General features: G+C 73.6%; 17 protein-coding genes. 6 read left to right on the plus strand and 11 right to left on the minus strand.

From position 1 onward, the window contains the following. Window positions 1–9: 9 nt before the first annotated feature. Both EES43_RS05260 and EES43_RS05265 read right to left on the minus strand, forming a co-directional pair. Complete coding sequence (locus tag EES43_RS05260) at window positions 10–729, minus strand: lysoplasmalogenase (protein ID WP_124267609.1); 720 nt, start codon at window positions 727–729, stop codon at window positions 10–12. Next, the gene (locus EES43_RS05265) at window positions 726–1646 is read right to left on the minus strand and encodes a sterol desaturase family protein (RefSeq protein WP_124267610.1); all 921 of its coding nucleotides are present in this window, start codon (window positions 1644–1646) and stop codon (window positions 726–728) included. Before EES43_RS05265 ends, EES43_RS05260 begins: the two co-directional genes overlap by 4 nt. A 315-nt stretch (window positions 1647–1961) precedes the next feature. On the opposite strand from EES43_RS05265, the gene EES43_RS05270 reads away from it, so the two are divergent. From EES43_RS05270 to EES43_RS05285, 4 genes are read left to right on the plus strand one after another with little or no spacing between them, the layout of a single operon-like run. Then, on the plus strand, window positions 1962–2984 hold the full coding sequence (locus tag EES43_RS05270) for a DEDDh family exonuclease (RefSeq protein WP_124267611.1): 1023 nt from the start codon (window positions 1962–1964) through the stop codon (window positions 2982–2984). Between the two features lie 60 nt (window positions 2985–3044). Beyond that, window positions 3045–3848 carry an SURF1 family cytochrome oxidase biogenesis protein gene (locus tag EES43_RS05275; protein WP_124267612.1) on the plus strand — a complete coding sequence of 268 codons (804 nt, stop codon included), beginning with the start codon at window positions 3045–3047 and terminating at the stop codon, window positions 3846–3848. A 60-nt stretch (window positions 3849–3908) separates the two neighbouring features. Continuing rightward, window positions 3909–5702, plus strand: coding sequence for a glycoside hydrolase family 15 protein (locus EES43_RS05280; RefSeq protein ID WP_124267613.1), 1794 nt, complete (start codon window positions 3909–3911; stop codon window positions 5700–5702). 4 nt (window positions 5703–5706) lie between these two features. After that, entirely contained in the window at window positions 5707–6462 is a 756-nt protein-coding gene (locus EES43_RS05285) for an SDR family oxidoreductase (protein WP_124267614.1), read from the plus strand. 33 nt (window positions 6463–6495) lie between these two features. On the opposite strand, the gene amaP is transcribed toward EES43_RS05285, so the two are convergent. The 5 genes from amaP to EES43_RS05310 are packed head-to-tail and all read right to left on the minus strand — an operon-like array spanning window position 6496 to window position 8812. Further along, window positions 6496–7074 carry an alkaline shock response membrane anchor protein AmaP gene (gene amaP, locus EES43_RS05290; RefSeq protein ID WP_124271795.1) on the minus strand — a complete coding sequence of 193 codons (579 nt, stop codon included), beginning with the start codon at window positions 7072–7074 and terminating at the stop codon, window positions 6496–6498. A gap of 5 nt (window positions 7075–7079) precedes the next feature. Beyond that, window positions 7080–7763 carry a DUF6286 domain-containing protein gene (locus tag EES43_RS05295; protein WP_124267615.1) on the minus strand — a complete coding sequence of 228 codons (684 nt, stop codon included), beginning with the start codon at window positions 7761–7763 and terminating at the stop codon, window positions 7080–7082. Beyond that, window positions 7760–8113 carry a hypothetical protein gene (locus EES43_RS05300; RefSeq protein ID WP_124267616.1) on the minus strand — a complete coding sequence of 118 codons (354 nt, stop codon included), beginning with the start codon at window positions 8111–8113 and terminating at the stop codon, window positions 7760–7762. Before EES43_RS05300 ends, EES43_RS05295 begins: the two co-directional genes overlap by 4 nt. Beyond that, window positions 8110–8301: a hypothetical protein gene (locus EES43_RS05305; protein ID WP_124267617.1), complete on the minus strand. Its 192-nt coding sequence runs from the start codon at window positions 8299–8301 to the stop codon at window positions 8110–8112. Before EES43_RS05305 ends, EES43_RS05300 begins: the two co-directional genes overlap by 4 nt. Before the next feature lie 34 nt (window positions 8302–8335). Further along, window positions 8336–8812, minus strand: coding sequence for an Asp23/Gls24 family envelope stress response protein (locus tag EES43_RS05310; protein ID WP_124267618.1), 477 nt, complete (start codon window positions 8810–8812; stop codon window positions 8336–8338). A gap of 95 nt (window positions 8813–8907) precedes the next feature. Here EES43_RS05310 and EES43_RS05315 point away from each other — a divergent pair, with 95 nt between their 5' ends. After that, entirely contained in the window at window positions 8908–9654 is a 747-nt protein-coding gene (locus EES43_RS05315; RefSeq protein ID WP_124267619.1) for a hypothetical protein, read from the plus strand. On the opposite strand, the gene EES43_RS05320 is transcribed toward EES43_RS05315, so the two are convergent. The 3 genes from EES43_RS05320 to EES43_RS05330 form a co-directional block, all read right to left on the minus strand. Then, entirely contained in the window at window positions 9644–10435 is a 792-nt protein-coding gene (locus EES43_RS05320; protein ID WP_124267620.1) for an enoyl-CoA hydratase/isomerase family protein, read from the minus strand. The two genes, EES43_RS05315 and EES43_RS05320, sit on opposite strands and share 11 nt — an antisense overlap. A 151-nt stretch (window positions 10436–10586) precedes the next feature. Then, a complete protein-coding gene (locus EES43_RS05325) occupies window positions 10587–10808 on the minus strand; it encodes a helix-turn-helix domain-containing protein (RefSeq protein ID WP_006123601.1) in 222 nt (73 codons plus the stop codon). Between the two features lie 318 nt (window positions 10809–11126). Beyond that, on the minus strand, window positions 11127–12725 hold the full coding sequence (locus tag EES43_RS05330; protein ID WP_124267621.1) for an ABC-F family ATP-binding cassette domain-containing protein: 1599 nt from the start codon (window positions 12723–12725) through the stop codon (window positions 11127–11129). A gap of 220 nt (window positions 12726–12945) precedes the next feature. Here EES43_RS05330 and EES43_RS05335 point away from each other — a divergent pair, with 220 nt between their 5' ends. After that, window positions 12946–13359, plus strand: coding sequence for a VOC family protein (locus tag EES43_RS05335; protein WP_124267622.1), 414 nt, complete (start codon window positions 12946–12948; stop codon window positions 13357–13359). A 30-nt stretch (window positions 13360–13389) separates the two neighbouring features. Here EES43_RS05335 and EES43_RS05340 read toward each other — a convergent pair whose 3' ends face one another. After that, on the minus strand, window positions 13390–14715 hold the full coding sequence (locus EES43_RS05340; protein ID WP_124271796.1) for a hypothetical protein: 1326 nt from the start codon (window positions 14713–14715) through the stop codon (window positions 13390–13392). Between the last annotated feature and the right edge of the window lie 62 nt (window positions 14716–14777).

A 14777-nucleotide genomic window follows, 5' to 3' on the forward strand; every position in this document is an offset into this window, starting at 1 on the left:
TTGCCGGTCTCAGGTGCGGGTGTCCCCCGCACGGTACGCCCCGCTCCTCCGCGCCCCCGCACTCCCCCCGGCCGCTCTGCCCGCACCCGCGGCGAGCACCCCGGCGGTCAGCAGCCCCTGGGCCGCGATGTAGGTGAGCATCACCCAGAATCCGGGGGCCGGCAGGCTCGGCCACTCGGCGATGCCGGTGGCGATGAGGGCGTCGGAGAGCAGGAAGAGACCGCCGCCGACGGCCGCCCGGACGCCGAGGGCGCCGGCCCGCCAGGCCATCGCGGTGAGCAGCAGGCTGTAGCCGGCCAGCGGGACGCGCAGCTCGCCCGGGAGGTCCGGCCAGATCAGGACGAGGAAGACGGACAGCACCAGGACGTACCCGGCCGCCGCCGGCAGCGGCGCCCTTCCGCGTCCGGAGAGAAGCAGGTAGCAGAGATGCCCGGCGGCGAAGGAGCCCATCCCGAGCAGGAAGGCCGGATCGCTGTCGAGCAGGAGCAGGACGTCGCCGCCCCACCCGAACAGCAGGGCGGCGACGAGCAGCCGGGGTGCGCCGCGGACCGCCGCGTATCCGGCGAGCAGCGGCATCAGCAGCGGCTTGGCGACCAGGTGGGCGGGGTCGTAGCCGGTGATGAGCCCGGCCAGGTCGGCGGCTGCCGCCACGAGGAAGGCGAGGAGCAGCGGGCGGGCGAAGCGCTCGGCCGTCCGCACGGGGGCGGGGCGGGCCGCCGTGGTGCTCATCGGGTGGACTCGGCGGCGGCGGAAGCGGCGGCGGACCGGTGCTCCTCGGCGGCGGACGCGGGCGCGCCCCCCGCCCCTGGACGCGGGGCGGGCTGCCAGCCGGGGCCGCGGAAGATCCGCCCGGCCCGCTCGCTCCAGGTGTCGGCCGCCCTGACGTCACGGGCGATGGCGGCGTACTCGTGGGTGGCGACGCGCAGCGGGTTGTAGGTGGAGATGTTCTTGGTGAGCCCGTAGACGGGCCGCTCGGTCTCCGCCGCGAAGGACCCGAACACCCGGTCCCAGACGATCAGGATCCCGCCGTAGTTGCGGTCCAGGTAACCGCCCTGCGAGGCGTGGTGGACGCGGTGGTGCGAGGGCGTGTTGAGGACGTACTCGAAGGGCCTGGGCAGCTTGCCGACCCGCTCGGTGTGCACCCAGAACTGGTAGACGAGGTTAGCCGACTGGCAGAAGGCGAGCGCCGCCGGGTGCACGCCGCAGGCGATCAGCGGCAGGTAGAAGGGCCAGACGCTCGCGGAGGTCCAGGGCTGGCGCAGCGCGGTGGTGAGGTTGAACTTGCGGCTGGAGTGGTGGACCACGTGGCAGGCCCACAGGATGCGGATGACGTGGTGGCCTCGGTGGGACCAGTAGTAGAGGAAGTCCTGCGCCAGCAGCATCAGCGGAACGGTCCACCACAGCACGGGGACGCGGAGCGGCGTCAACTCGTACACCGCCGTGTAGATCGCCAGGATGGGCAGCTTCCACATCAGGTCGAAGAACAGGCTGCCGAGGCCCATGGTGAGGCTGGTGGCGGCGTCCTTGGCGTCGTACCCGGCGGCGTCCTCGTCCGGATGGAGGCGGTAGCTGACCACTTCGATCACGGCGAGCAGTACGAAGGCCGGTATCGACCACAGCACGACATCGGGCAGGTTCGGCTCCATGCGAGCACCGTAGAGCCGCCGGGCGCGGAGGGATAGAGGTTGTTACCGACAAGTATGCGAGACGTGGCGTCAGCGGAATTTGGCACTTTCCACCAAGGCGGCTCCGCTCAGGATGTGCGGAGCGCACACCAGGGGACCGGGACAAACCTCCTTCCGGGCAAGGCAGTTGCCCGGAAGCCGACCCGCCCGGCCGCCCGCGGCCCCAAGGCGGTGCGCAGGGCGGGGAGTTCGCGGTCGCGCCGGCCGGAGGGCGGCTTCGGGCGCGGTGCGCCGGGCGGCCGGATGGGCCGCTGTCAGTCGCGGCCCGTATTCTCTGTGACCATGCTCGACGACCGCCAGACAGCCGCACCGTGGCCGGCCGCGTACCCCCAGGGGTACGCGGTCGTCGACGTGGAGACCACCGGGCTCGCCCGCGACGACCGGATCGTGTCCGCCGCCGTCTACCGGCTCGACGCCCGGGGCGACGTCGAGGACCACTGGTACACGCTGGTCAATCCGGAGCGGGACCCCGGGCCGGTGTGGATCCACGGGCTGACCAGCGTCGTCCTGAACGACGCGCCGCTCTTCCCCCAGGTGGCGCGGGAGTTGTCGGCCCGGCTCGCCGGCCGGGTGCTCGTCGCGCACAACGCCGCCTTCGACTGGTCGATGATCGCCCGCGAGTACGCCCGCGCCTCGGTCGTCGCCCCGGTCGAGCAGCGGCTGTGCACAATCGCGCTCGCCAAGGAGCTCGGGCTGCCGCTGCCCAACCACAAGCTGGCCTCGCTCGCCGCGCACTTCGGCGTCGAGCAGCAGCAGGCCCACCACGCTCTGGACGACGCCCGGGTGCTGGCCGAGGCGTTCCGGCCGAGTCTGCACGCGGCGGCCCGGGACGGGGTGCGGCTGCCGCTGCTGGAGTGCCGTCCGCTGACCGAGTGGTCCGACTCGCCGCTCGCGCCGCGCGTCGGCTACCAGAGCGCGTACCGGTCCACGAGCTGGCGGCCCTCGCGCAAGCGCCCGGCCTGCCCGTATCCGAACCCGGGGCGGTATCAGCGGGACGAGCCGCTGATGCAGGGCATGCGGGTGGCGTTCTCCGGCGACACCTCGATCGACCGGGAGCTGTTGGAGGACCGGGCCGTGGAGGCCGGTCTGCACGTGGCGACGAGCGTGTCCCGGCTCACCAGCCTGCTGGTGACCAACGACCCGGACGCGGCGACGTCCAAGACGCAGAAGGCGAAGGCGTTCGGCACCCCGATCCTGGAGGAGAGCGCCTTCACCCACCTCCTGCGCGACGTGGCGCCCGCCGCCTCCGGAGGGTCGGCGGCCCTGCCGCACCAGTCCCCCGGCCCGTCCCCGGAGTGAACCGGCCCGGACCGCACCCCTGAGTGCCGCACCCCGTGGCCCCGGTTGTACGGTCATGGGGTGTACCGCTTCCTGTTGACCCGGCAGTGGGTGATCCTCACCCTCCTCGCTCTCGTACTGATCCCGACGATGATCGAGCTGGGCTTCTGGCAGCTCCACCGGCACCAGAAGCGGGTCGCGCAGAACACCCTGATCTCGCAGAACCTCAAGGCCCGCCCGGAGCCGGTCACCGACCTGACCTCGCCCGGCCACACCGTGCCGCGCGCCGACTACTGGCGGGCGGTCACGGCCACGGGGACGTTCGACACCGAGCACGAGGTCGTCGTGCGCCGCCGCACCGCGCAGGACGAACGGATCGGCGTCCACGTCCTGACCCCGCTGGACCTGAAGGGCGGCGGCACCGTCCTGGTCAACCGGGGCTGGGTCCCCGCCGCGCCGAACCAGACGGACTTCCCCGACGTGCCGGCCGCTCCGCGCGGCGAAGTGACCGTCACCGGCCGCCTCAAGGCGGACGAGACGACCGGCAGCAGCGGCATCAAGGACCTCGCGGGGCTGCCGGACCGGCAGGTGATGCTGATCAACAGCACGCAGCAGTCCGCGCTGCTCTCCCGGCCCGTCCTCGGCGGGTACATCGAGCAGACGGATCCGGAGCCGTCGGGCGGCCTGCCCGAGCAGATCGCCTCCCCCGACGACGGCTCGATCGGCGCCCATATGGCGTACGCCGTGCAGTGGTGGCTGTTCACCGCCGCGGTCCCCGTCGGCTGGGTGATCCTCGTACGCCGCGAGAAGCGCGACCGCGCGGAGGCGGCGGCCGTGCGCCGGGACGCCGAAGCGCCCAGGCGGCCCGAACCGGCGAGCGCCTGAGGCGTCCCGCACACCCGCCGGCCTGCTTAACAAGCGTCAGGTTCGGGAACACGCCTCAGCGTGACCCCACGCATCGAGGACTACGCCCTGATCGGCGATCTCCAGACCGCCGCCCTCGTCGGCAGGAACGGCTCCGTCGACTGGCTCTGCCTGCCCCGCTTCGACTCCGGAGCCTGCTTCGCCGCCCTGCTGGGCACCGAGGAGAACGGCCAGTGGAGGATCGCGCCCAAGGGCGCCGACGTGTCGGACACCTGCACCCGGCGCGCCTACGCGGGTGACTCCCTGGTCCTGGAGACGTGGTGGGAGACGCGGACCGGCACGGTCAAGGTCATCGACTTCATGCCGCAGCGCGACAAGTCGCCCGACGTGATGCGGATCATCGAGGGCGTCAGCGGCACGGTGGACATGAGCTCCGTCCTGCGGCTGCGCTTCGACTTCGGCTCGGTGGTGCCGTGGGTGCGGCGTTCGCACGGCCACCGGGTCGCGGTCGCGGGGCCCGACTCCGTCTGGCTGCGCAGCGAGCCGCCGGTCAAGACATGGGGCCAGCAGTTCAGCACCTGCTCCGCCTTCGCCGTCTCCGCGGGCGAGAGCGTGGCCTTCGCGCTCACCTGGCATCCCTCGCACTCGGAGCGCCCCAAGCTGATCGACCCGCACAAGGCCCTCAAGCACACGCTGCACGACTGGGCGAAGTGGACGGAGAAGTGCACCTACCGGGGCCCCCACCGCGAGGCGGTCATCCGCTCGCTGATCACCCTGAAGGCCCTCACCTACGCTCCGACCGGAGGCATCGTGGCGGCCCTGACCACCTCGCTGCCCGAGGAGATCGGAGGCGTACGCAACTGGGACTACCGCTTCTGCTGGCTGCGGGACGCCACCCTGACCCTCGGCGCGCTGCTCTCGGCGGGCTACCTGGACGAGGCGGCGGCGTGGCGGGACTGGCTGCTGCGGGCCGTCGCCGGAGACCCCGCCGACCTCCAGATCATGTACGGGCTGGCCGGGGAGCGCAGGCTCCCGGAGATGGAGCTGCCCTGGCTCCCCGGCTACGAGAACTCCCGGCCGGTCCGCATCGGCAACGCGGCGGTCCGCCAGCGCCAGCTGGACGTGTACGGCGAAGTGATCGACGCCCTGCGGCTGGCCCGGGACACCGGAATGGACGACAAGCCGCACGCCTGGAACCTCCAGCTGAGCCTGCTCGGCTTCCTGGAGTCGAGCTGGCGGGAGCCGGACGAGGGCATCTGGGAGATCCGGGGCGCGCGACGGCACTTCGTGCACTCCAAGGTGATGGCCTGGGTCGCCGCCGACCGGGCCGTGCGCTCGCTGGAGGACGACCCGTCGCTGCCGGGCGACGCGGACCGCTGGCGGGCCATGCGCGACGCGGTGCACGCGGAGGTGTGCGAGAAGGGGTTCGACGCGGAGCGCAACACCTTCACCCAGTCCTACGGATCGCGGGAGCTGGACGCCTCCACGCTCCTCATCGTGCGCACCGGCTTCCTCCCGCCCGACGACCCGCGGGTCGTCGGGACGGTCGACGCGGTGCGCGACGAACTGGACGGAGGCGGCCTGGTCCGCCGCTACAGCACCGAGGGCGAATCCGTCGACGGGCTGCCGGGCGACGAGGGCTCGTTCATCGTCTGCTCGTTCTGGCTGGCCGACGCCCTGCTCCACACCGGGCGACGGGCGGAGGCGGAGGCGATGTTCGAGCGGCTGCTGGAGCTGCGCAACGACGTGGGGCTGCTGGCCGAGGAGTACGACATCGGCGCACGGCGGCAGCTCGGCAACTTCCCCCAGGCGTTCAGCCACATCGGCCTGGTGAACACGGCGGTGGCCCTCGCCGGGGAGGACGCGGCAGGATAGGGCCATGGATCTTGGACTGAAGGACCGCGTGTACATCGTCACCGGCGCCACCCGGGGGCTCGGCAACGCCACGGCGCACGCCCTGGCCGCCGACGGCGCGAAGGTGGTCATCACGGGCCGGGACGAGGAGAGCGCCCGGGAGGCCGCGGCGGAGGTGGGGCCGGACGCCGTCGGGCTCGCGGCCGACAACGCCGATCCGGGCGCGGCCCAGCGCCTGGTCGACGAGGCGCGCGACCGCTTCGGGCGGCTCGACGGCATCCTCATCAGCGTCGGCGGTCCCCCGCCCGGCTTCCTCGCGGACAACACGGACGACCAGTGGCAGACGGCGTTCGAGACGGTGTTCCTCGGAGCGGTCCGGCTCGCCCGGACGACGGCCGCCGCGCTCGGCGAGGGCGGCGTCATCGGCTTCGTCCTGTCCGGGTCGGTCCACGAGCCGATCCCGGGGCTGACCATCTCCAACGGGCTGCGTCCCGGCCTCGCCGGTTTCGCCAAGTCGCTCGCCGACGAGCTCGGCCCGCGCGGCATCCGGGTCGTCGGGGTGCTGCCCGCCCGGATCGACACCGACCGGGTCCGCGAGCTGGACGCGCTGTCGGGCGACGCCGAGGCGGCCCGCACCGCCGGCGAGGCGCGCATCCCGCTGCGGCGCTACGGAACGCCGGAGGAGTTCGGGAAGACCGCGGCCTTCCTGCTCTCCCCCGCGGCCTCCTACCTGACGGGCCTCATGGTGCCGGTCGACGGCGGTTCGCGCCGGGGCTTCTGACGCCGCGGGAGCACACCGCCGTCCCTCGGCCCGTCAGGACACCCGCTCCGCGCGGTGCTTGACGGCCTTGAGGCGGACCTCGGCCGGCAGCGACTCCAGACCGGCCGAGGTCCGCGCGTGCGTCAGCGCTCCGTCGGCCAGGGCGCCCAGCGTCGCCTTTGGCGCGGCGTGCGGCTCCATCAGGAGGCGGACCCGGGTGCGGGGCGCGGTGCGGCGGCCGGTCAGGGCCACCTGGGCGCGGGCCACCCCGTCGAGCGCGCCGGCCTCGTCGGCGAGCGCGTCCTCCAGGGCCCGGCCGCGCAGCACGGCTCCCTCGCCGTCGCCGCTGTCCACCAGCACCTCGGCGAGGCGACCGCGCCGCAGCTGGGCGAGGAACCACCACAGGGCGAGGACGACCAGCACCGCGAGCACCGCGATGACCGTCGGCCACCACCAGCCGTCGTCGCGCCAGCGTTGCCGGGAGGAGGTGCTGAGCAGCACGTCCCCCTTGCCGTCCCAGGGCCACCAGGACGGCACGGAGGCGCCGACGGAGACGGCCAGCACCGCTCCGCCGACGACGACCAGGATCAGCCCGCCCAGGCACAGCAGGGCCCGGTTGACGGTGGAGCGCATGCCGCTCATCCCTTCTTCGCGGGACGGTGGACCTGGACGGAGAGGCCGGGCGGCTTCGCCAGCCCCAGTTCCCCGACGGCCGTCCCCAGCGTGGTGTCCAGATCGGCCCGTACCTCGTCGAGTTCCCGGAAGTGCGACAGGGCCTTCACCTTCGCCTTGCGGCGGCCCATCCTGACCCGGACGGACTGCACGCCGGGCACTTCCACGGCCCGGTCCCGCAGGACCAGCGCCGCCGCCGTACGGTCGAGTCCGGCGCGTACGCCCGTACGGTCGCGGCGCATGGGCAGCAGGTCGCGCAGGCCGGGGGTGAGGGCGAGCAGGATCAGCCAGAGGCCGATCGCCGCGGCGACGGCGGCCCCGACGATCACCGCGACGGAGTCCAGGCGGTGGTCGGCGAGCCCTTCGGCGAGCGAGCGGCGCCACTGCATGGCCGGATGGCCGGCCCGCACGGCGGCGATGTCGTAGAGCAGCAGTCCGGCGGCGCCCAGGAGCACCAGGGCCAGCAGGGCGGCCGGGACGCGCCGCGCGGACCAGAAGCGGCCCGCCCGTCCGTCGGCGCGGTCGAGCGTGGGGACCGCGGTGTTCGCTCCGGACGGCGCGTCGCCGTCCGGAGCGCGCGCGTCGTCGCCGCCCCGGTCCACCGCGGGCATGCGCCGGGTGGAGCCGGTCGGTTCGCCCGGTCCGGTCATCGGATCCCCCCCTGTGCGGCTGCCACGGCTCCCACCGCGTGTAGTCGTTCGACCTGGACGGCCACCTCGGGCACCTCCATGCCCGCCAGCGCCTCGACCCGCTGGACGACGCGGCGGCGCACGGCCCCGCACTGCCTCCCGACGTCCGAGGGGTAGCCGAGCTCCAGGCTGACCCGCACCCGGGCGGAGTCGCGGTGCACGGTGACCGTGGCCCGCGGCGACGCGCCGTCCGCGGGCGGTTCGGCGACGGCTTCCTTCGCCGCCTGGGCGGCGATCTTGGCGACGACCCGGTCGGCGATCCGGGTCTCGCCCCGCTCGGCGGGAGCGACCCGCCCGGTCACCGGCGTCACCGTCGCCGGTCGCCGCGCTCGCGACTGCGGAAGTAGTCGCCGGGTTCGAGGTCGCCGTCGAGGAACCGGCCGGCGATGAAGCCGACCGCGCCCAGCGCAGCCACCAGGAGGAAAGCTCCGAACCCGCCGAAGTACCCGGCGAATCCGAGCGCCATGCCGGCCAACAGGCCGGCCACAGCCATGCTCATCGTGACTCCTCAACTGCCGTCGGAGAAGCGGGCATTACTGGACGCGCTGCTCGTCGTCGCCGTCGTCGTCGTCCTCGTCGGGCAGCTTGACGTCGCTGACGGCGATGTTGACCTCGACGACTTCGAGGCCGGTCATGCGCTCGACCGCCGCGATGACGTTCTCCCGTACGTCGCGGGCCACGTCGGTGATCGACACGCCGTAGTCGACCACGATCTCCAGGTCGAGGGCGGTCTGCGACTCGCCGACCTCTGCCTTCACTCCGCGCGAGACGGACTTGCCGCCGCCCGGTACCCGGTCGCGGACCGCGCCGAACGTCCGCGACATGCCGCTGCCCATCGCGTGGACGCCGACGACGTCGCGGGCGGCCAGTCCGGCGATCTTCTCGACGACGCCGTCGGCGATCGTGGTGCGACCGCGGCTTCCGGGATCGCCGCCGCCCCTCTTGGCCAGCGGGCTCTTGCCCCGCTCGCCGCCGTTGTCGGGGTTGCGCTGGGGGGAGGTCTCCGTCATCGCCGCTCTTCCCTTCGGGGGCCGGGTGTGGACTTCCGAGCCCACGTTATGTGCGCTTGCCCCGTCTCGCGCCGTGGATACGGCAGTCTGGGGCGATGACGACGGCGCGGGGCCCGCAGAGGGCCGACGGATGGACGGCTGCGGTACGGCAACGGCTCGGTCTCGGCAGGCTGCTCCCTCTGGGGGAGGCGGCGGACGGCGCCTGGATCGCGGAGACGGCGGCGGCCTCCGTGCTGCGCGGAGCGGTGACGGGGCCCGGCACCGTGCTCGGCAGGCTGCGGATCGGCCCCGTCGAGGCCGCCGCCCCCGGATTCCCGGTGGTCGCGCCGGGCACGGCCGCGCCGCCGGCACCGCCGAGCGCGCTGCCCCGGGGGCCGCTGCGGATCGAGGCGGAGTTCGCGGCGGCCCCGGACCGGCCGCTGCCGGCCGCCGCGGCGGCCCTGCGCACGGCGCTCGTCACCGCGGCCTCCGCGCGGCTCGGGATGGAGGTCGCCGAGGTCGATCTGCGGGTGACCGCATTGCTCGACGGCGGTGCGCCCGATCAGGTGAGGGAGGCGGTGGCACGGTTCCCGGCGGCCCCGCCCGAGGGCCCGGAGGAGGCGGCGGCGGCCGGGGTCCCGGGCGTCGTGTCGCTGACCGAGGTCCTGGGCGGCGCGGTGCTCACCGCCGAGGACCACGTCCGGGTCGAGGTGGCGACGGCCGGTGACCACCGGGCGCTCGACGTGGCCCGGTCGGTGCGTACGGCCGTCTCGGCGGCCGTGGCGGGCCGGCTGCCGGTGTCGGTGCTGGTCACCGAGGTGGTGGAGCGGGACTCCGGCGGGGGCGCGGGCCTCAGTCGGTGATGCCCGCCAGATCGCGCAGCCGGCGGCCCTGGGCGGCCCGCTCCGCGGTGCGCTGCTCCTCGTACGTCCGCGCGGCGGCGCCGCCCAGCAGGGCCTTGGTCTCGACGACGGCGTCACGCGGGGCGGCGAGCAGCGCCGCGGCCAGGTCGCGGGCGGCCCCGTCGAGCTGGTCGGCGGCCACCACCAGGTTGGCGAGACCGGTGCGCTCGGCCTCCTCCGCGTGGACGAAGCGGCCGGTGGCGCAGATTTCGAGCGCGCGGGCGTACCCCACGAGGCTCACCAGCGGGTGGGTGCCCGTGAGGTCGGGGACCAGGCCGAGGCTGGTCTCGCGCATGGCGAACTGCACGTCCTCGGCGACGATCCGCAGATCGCAGGCGAGGGCGAGTTGGAAGCCGGCGCCGATGGCGTGCCCCTGGACGGCCGCGACCGACACGATGTCGTTGCGCCGCCACCAGGTGAACGCCTCCTGGTACTCCGCGATGGTCGCGTCCAGCTCGGCCTCCGGGCCGCGCGCCAGGTCGAGGAAGGAGGGCTCGCCGTCGAAGCCCTCGGGGGTGAACGCCTGCCGGTCGAGGCCGGCGGAGAAGGAGACGCCCTCGGCGCGGAGCACCACGATCCGCACGGTGCCGGGGAGCACCCGTCCGGCCTCCGCCAACGCCCGCCACAGAGCCGGAGACTGGGCGTTGCGCTTGGCCGGGTTGGCGAGTGTCACGGTGGCGATCGCGTCATCGACGGTGAGCCGTACGCCGTCCCTGTCGAGCACGGTGTCGAGCGAGGTCATGGGGCGCCTCCGGATCGGGTGCGGTCAGCACTCAGCAACTAAGTGACTGAACAGTAACCACCCGGTCGACCGTACGGTCAGCCGGGTGGCCACCTCGAAATCCGATGAGCCCCGGGGCGCGCCCTGCGGCGGCCCCGGACGTCGCGGGCCCTCAGGCCGAAGCGGCCTTCTTGCCCCGCGTAGCTCCGCCGCGTCCCCGCAGCGTCACTCCTGACTCACTGAGCATCCGGTGGACGAACCCGTAGGAGCGGCCCGTTTCCTCGGCCAGCGCCCGGATGCTCGCACCGGAGTCGTACTTCTTCTTCAGGTCTGCCGCGAGCTTGTCACGCGCGGCGCCGGTCACCCGGCTGCCCTTCTTCAGAGTCTCGGCCACCCGTGCCTCCTCAAGGAAGTGCGCTCTGGACTCTCATGATCACCCCTCCCGCGCCTCCTGGCCACCCATTCGGCAAGGTCGGTACGACGGGATTGGCGGTCGCCGAGGGCTCCGACACGAGCGGAATGCCCTATTCCATGGGGCTGCGCCGGCATACGGCCCCGACTGCGGAAAGAACCACCAGGTCAGGGCCGTACGGGGGGTGAGGAGCCGGAATCGGGGGCACCGCGGGCGAGCGCGGGGCGCACCACCGGGGTACGAGAGACACTCACGCAGATGACGGATCACGCGTAGGCCGAATGATCCATCCGAAGTGGATCAGGCCAGGGCGACGAGATCCCGGTAGTCGGCTCCCCAGAGGTCCTCGACGCCGTCGGGGAGCAGGATGATCCGCTCCGGCTGGAGCGCCTCGACGGCGCCCTCGTCGTGGGTGACGAGGACGACCGCGCCCTTGTAGGTGCGCAGTGCGCCGAGGATCTCCTCGCGGCTGGCGGGGTCGAGGTTGTTCGTCGGCTCGTCGAGCAGGAGCACGTTGGCGGAGGAGACGACGAGGGTCGCGAGCGCGAGCCGGGTCTTCTCGCCGCCGGAGAGGACGCCGGCGGGCTTGTCGACGTCGTCGCCGGAGAAGAGGAAGGAGCCGAGCGTCTTGCGGACCTCGACGAGGTCGAGGTCGGGCGCGGCGGAGCGCATGTTCTCCAGGACGGTGCGCTCCGGGTCCAGGGTCTCGTGCTCCTGGGCGTAGTAGCCGAGCTTGAGGCCGTGGCCCTCGATGACCTGGCCGGTGTCGGGCTTCTCCGCGCCGCCGAGCAGCCGCAGCAGCGTGGTCTTGCCGGCTCCGTTGAGGCCGAGGATGACGACGCGGGAGCCCTTGTCGATGGCGAGGTCGACGTCGGTGAAGATCTCCAGGGATCCGTACGACTTGGACAGGCCCTCGGCCATGAGCGGGGTCTTCCCGCACGGCGAGGGCTCGGGGAAGCGGAGCTTGGCGACCTTGTCGGCGACCCGGACGGCCTCCAGGCCGGACAGCAGCCGTTCGGCGCGCTTGGCCATGTTCTGGGCGGCGACGGTCTTGGTGGCCTTGGCGCGCATCTTGTCGGCCTGCGAGTTGAGGGCCGCGGCCTTCTTCTCGGCGTTCTGGCGCTCGCGCTTGCGGCGCTTCTCGTCGGCCTCGCGCTGCTGCTGGTAGAGCTTCCAGCCCATGTTGTAGACGTCGATCCGGGAGCGGTTGGCGTCGAGGTAGAAGACCTTGTTGACCACCGTCTCGACCAGGTCGACGTCGTGGGAGATGACGACGAAGCCGCCGCGGTAGGACTTGAGGTAGTCGCGCAGCCAGACGATCGAGTCGGCGTCGAGGTGGTTGGTGGGCTCGTCCAGGAGCAGGGTGTCGGCGTCCGAGAAGAGGATCCGGGCCAGCTCGACGCGGCGGCGCTGACCGCCGGAGAGCGTGTGCAGGGGCTGGCCGAGCACCCGGTCGGGCAGGTTGAGGGCCGCGGCGATGGTGGCGGCCTCGGCCTCGGCGGCGTATCCGCCCTTGGTGAGGAACTCCGTCTCCAGGCGCTCGTACCTCTTCATCGCCTTCTCGCGGGTGGCGCCCTTGCCGTTCGCCATCCGCTCCTCGTTCTCGTGCATCTTGCGCAGGATCTCGTCGAGACCGCGGGCGGAGAGGATGCGGTCGCGGGCGAGGACGTCGAGGTCGCCGGTGCGCGGGTCCTGCGGGAGGTAGCCGACCTCGCCGGACCGGGTGATGGCGCCGCCGGCGGGGGTGCCCTCGCCCGCCAGGCACTTGGTGAGGGTGGTCTTGCCGGCGCCGTTGCGGCCGACGAGGCCGATGCGGTCGCCCTTGGCGATGCGGAACGAGGCGGACTCGATGAGAATGCGGGCGCCGGCGCGCAGCTCGATGCCGGATGCGGTGATCACGGAAGGACTCCAGGGCAGTGGGGACGGCGGAGGGACGAGGGCGGAGGTCTCTCGACGCCGCTAATGCACAAGGAGGAAGGCCATGCGGCCCATTCTACTGGCGCTGCGCAACTGCTTTCCGCCCGATCCGCCGGGCGGCGCCGGGCCGGATCCGCCGCCCGGTGGAAGACTGAGACGCGGATCACACCCGGGTGGTCCGCGGCGGAGGAGGTCGAGTGCGATGGCAGGCGCGGCGCAGGGCGTTCCCACGATCTATCCGACGGTCCTGTACGACGACGCGAGAGCCGCGATCAGGACGCTCACCCAGGGCCTCGGCTTCACCGAGGAGGCGGTCTACGAGGGTGAGGGCGGCACGGTGCTGCACGCCGAGCTGTCCTGCGGCAACGGCCGGGTGATGCTCGGTTCCAAGGGCCGCGACGGGGTCTTCGCGCGGGCCATGGCGGGCGCGGGGCCCTCGGGGGTGTACGTGGTCGTGGACGAGGTGGACGAGCACCACGCCCGCGCCGTGGAGTTCGGCGTGGAGATCCTGATGCCGCCGACGGACCAGGACTACGGCTCGCGGGACTACATGGCGCGGGACGCGGAGGGCAACATCTGGAGCTTCGGGACGTACGCCCCGGGGTCCGCCGACTGAGCGCGGACCGGACCCCGGCGGCGGCCGATGTCAGACGCCGCCCGTGTGCACCTGGAAGGCGGCCCGGCGCATGGCCTTGGCCAGGGCCGGGTCGGGGTGGGCGGCGGCCAGCGCGACCAGGACCTGCACGGTGCGGGGGTGGCCGACGGCCCTGACCTCGTCCAGCAGGGCGGGCACGGTGCCCTGTACGGCCGAGTCGAGGTGGCGCACCAGCAGCCCGGTCTCGCCGTGGTCGGCGACGGCGGCGGCCGTGTCGACCCAGAGCCAGGTGGCCTCCTCGCGGCTGAGGACGTCCTGGGCGTCGTCCGGGTCGCTGCCCTCGTACTCGGCGAGCCAGAGCAGGGCGTAGGGCCGCAGCGACTGGTCGGCGACGACGGCGCGGACCTCGGGTTCGGCGGGCGCGCCGACGACCCGCAGCGCCTCGAAGGCCAGACCGCGCAGCAGCGCGTCCTGGCCCCGGGCCACGGCGAGGAGTTCGGCGACGGCGCTGGTGACCGTACGGGCGGCGAGCCAGGCGCGGTACTCGTCGCGGGCCGGTCCGGGGGTGAGGCGGGCGCAGCCGAGGAGCATGTCGGCGGCGGACTGCTCGATGTTCCCGGCCGGGCTCTGGGCGGCGACGCAGATCTGTTCCAGCTTCACCCAGACCGCCCAGTTGCCGAGGGGTGTGAGCGTGGCGTGCCCGTCGCCCAGGGTCAGCGCGCCGACGGCGGCCAGGCCCTCCAGGGCCCAGTCGAGCAGCAGGGCGTTGAGTTCGGCGCTCCGGGCGGGGGCGGGGCGCTCGGCGGCCGGGGCGCCGGGGCCGGCGGGTCTGCCGGGTCCGTAGGGCACTTCGCAGCGCTCCTCCTGGAGTTCGGCGATGCGCTGGCCGAGGAGGTCCAGGAGGGCGGGCACCGGCACGGCGCCGGCGGAGAGCTGGAGGAGCGAGAGCACCTGGGGCACGGCCTCGACGGCCTCGGCCACCGCGCCGGTCTCGATGTCCCCGGGGGCGGCGTGGACCAGGGACCACGCGTCGAAGAGGGCCACCCAGCCGCGCAGGACGGCCGAGTCGTCCCGGTCCCAGGCCCGCAGCCGCCAGCCGGGGCGGGCGGTGTCGCCGTGCAGTTCGATGAGTCCGGCCAGCCGGGCCCGGTCCCAGCCCGCGCGCACCTGCGCCGGGGAGAGCTCCAGGGCGGTCGCGGCCCGTTCGAGGGCGTGGGCGGCGAGCGGGGGCGAACCGGCCGGGCCCGGGGCTCCGGCCGCCCAGTGGGCGACGCGTACGGCGTCGGCGAGGACCGCCCTGGCCTGGCGTGCCAGTTCCGTACGGGGCGGGGTGCCCTCGGGCGGCCTGGGGGCCGGCCTGGTGCGCCGGGTGGTCACGGCCTTGCGGGCGGTGGCAAGGGGTCGCGGGCGGACAAGTCGCAGCCTGGAGTCGCGCGGGG

This window comes from Streptomyces sp. ADI96-02 (assembly GCF_003846185.1).
Lineage (GTDB): Bacteria > Actinomycetota > Actinomycetes > Streptomycetales > Streptomycetaceae > Streptomyces.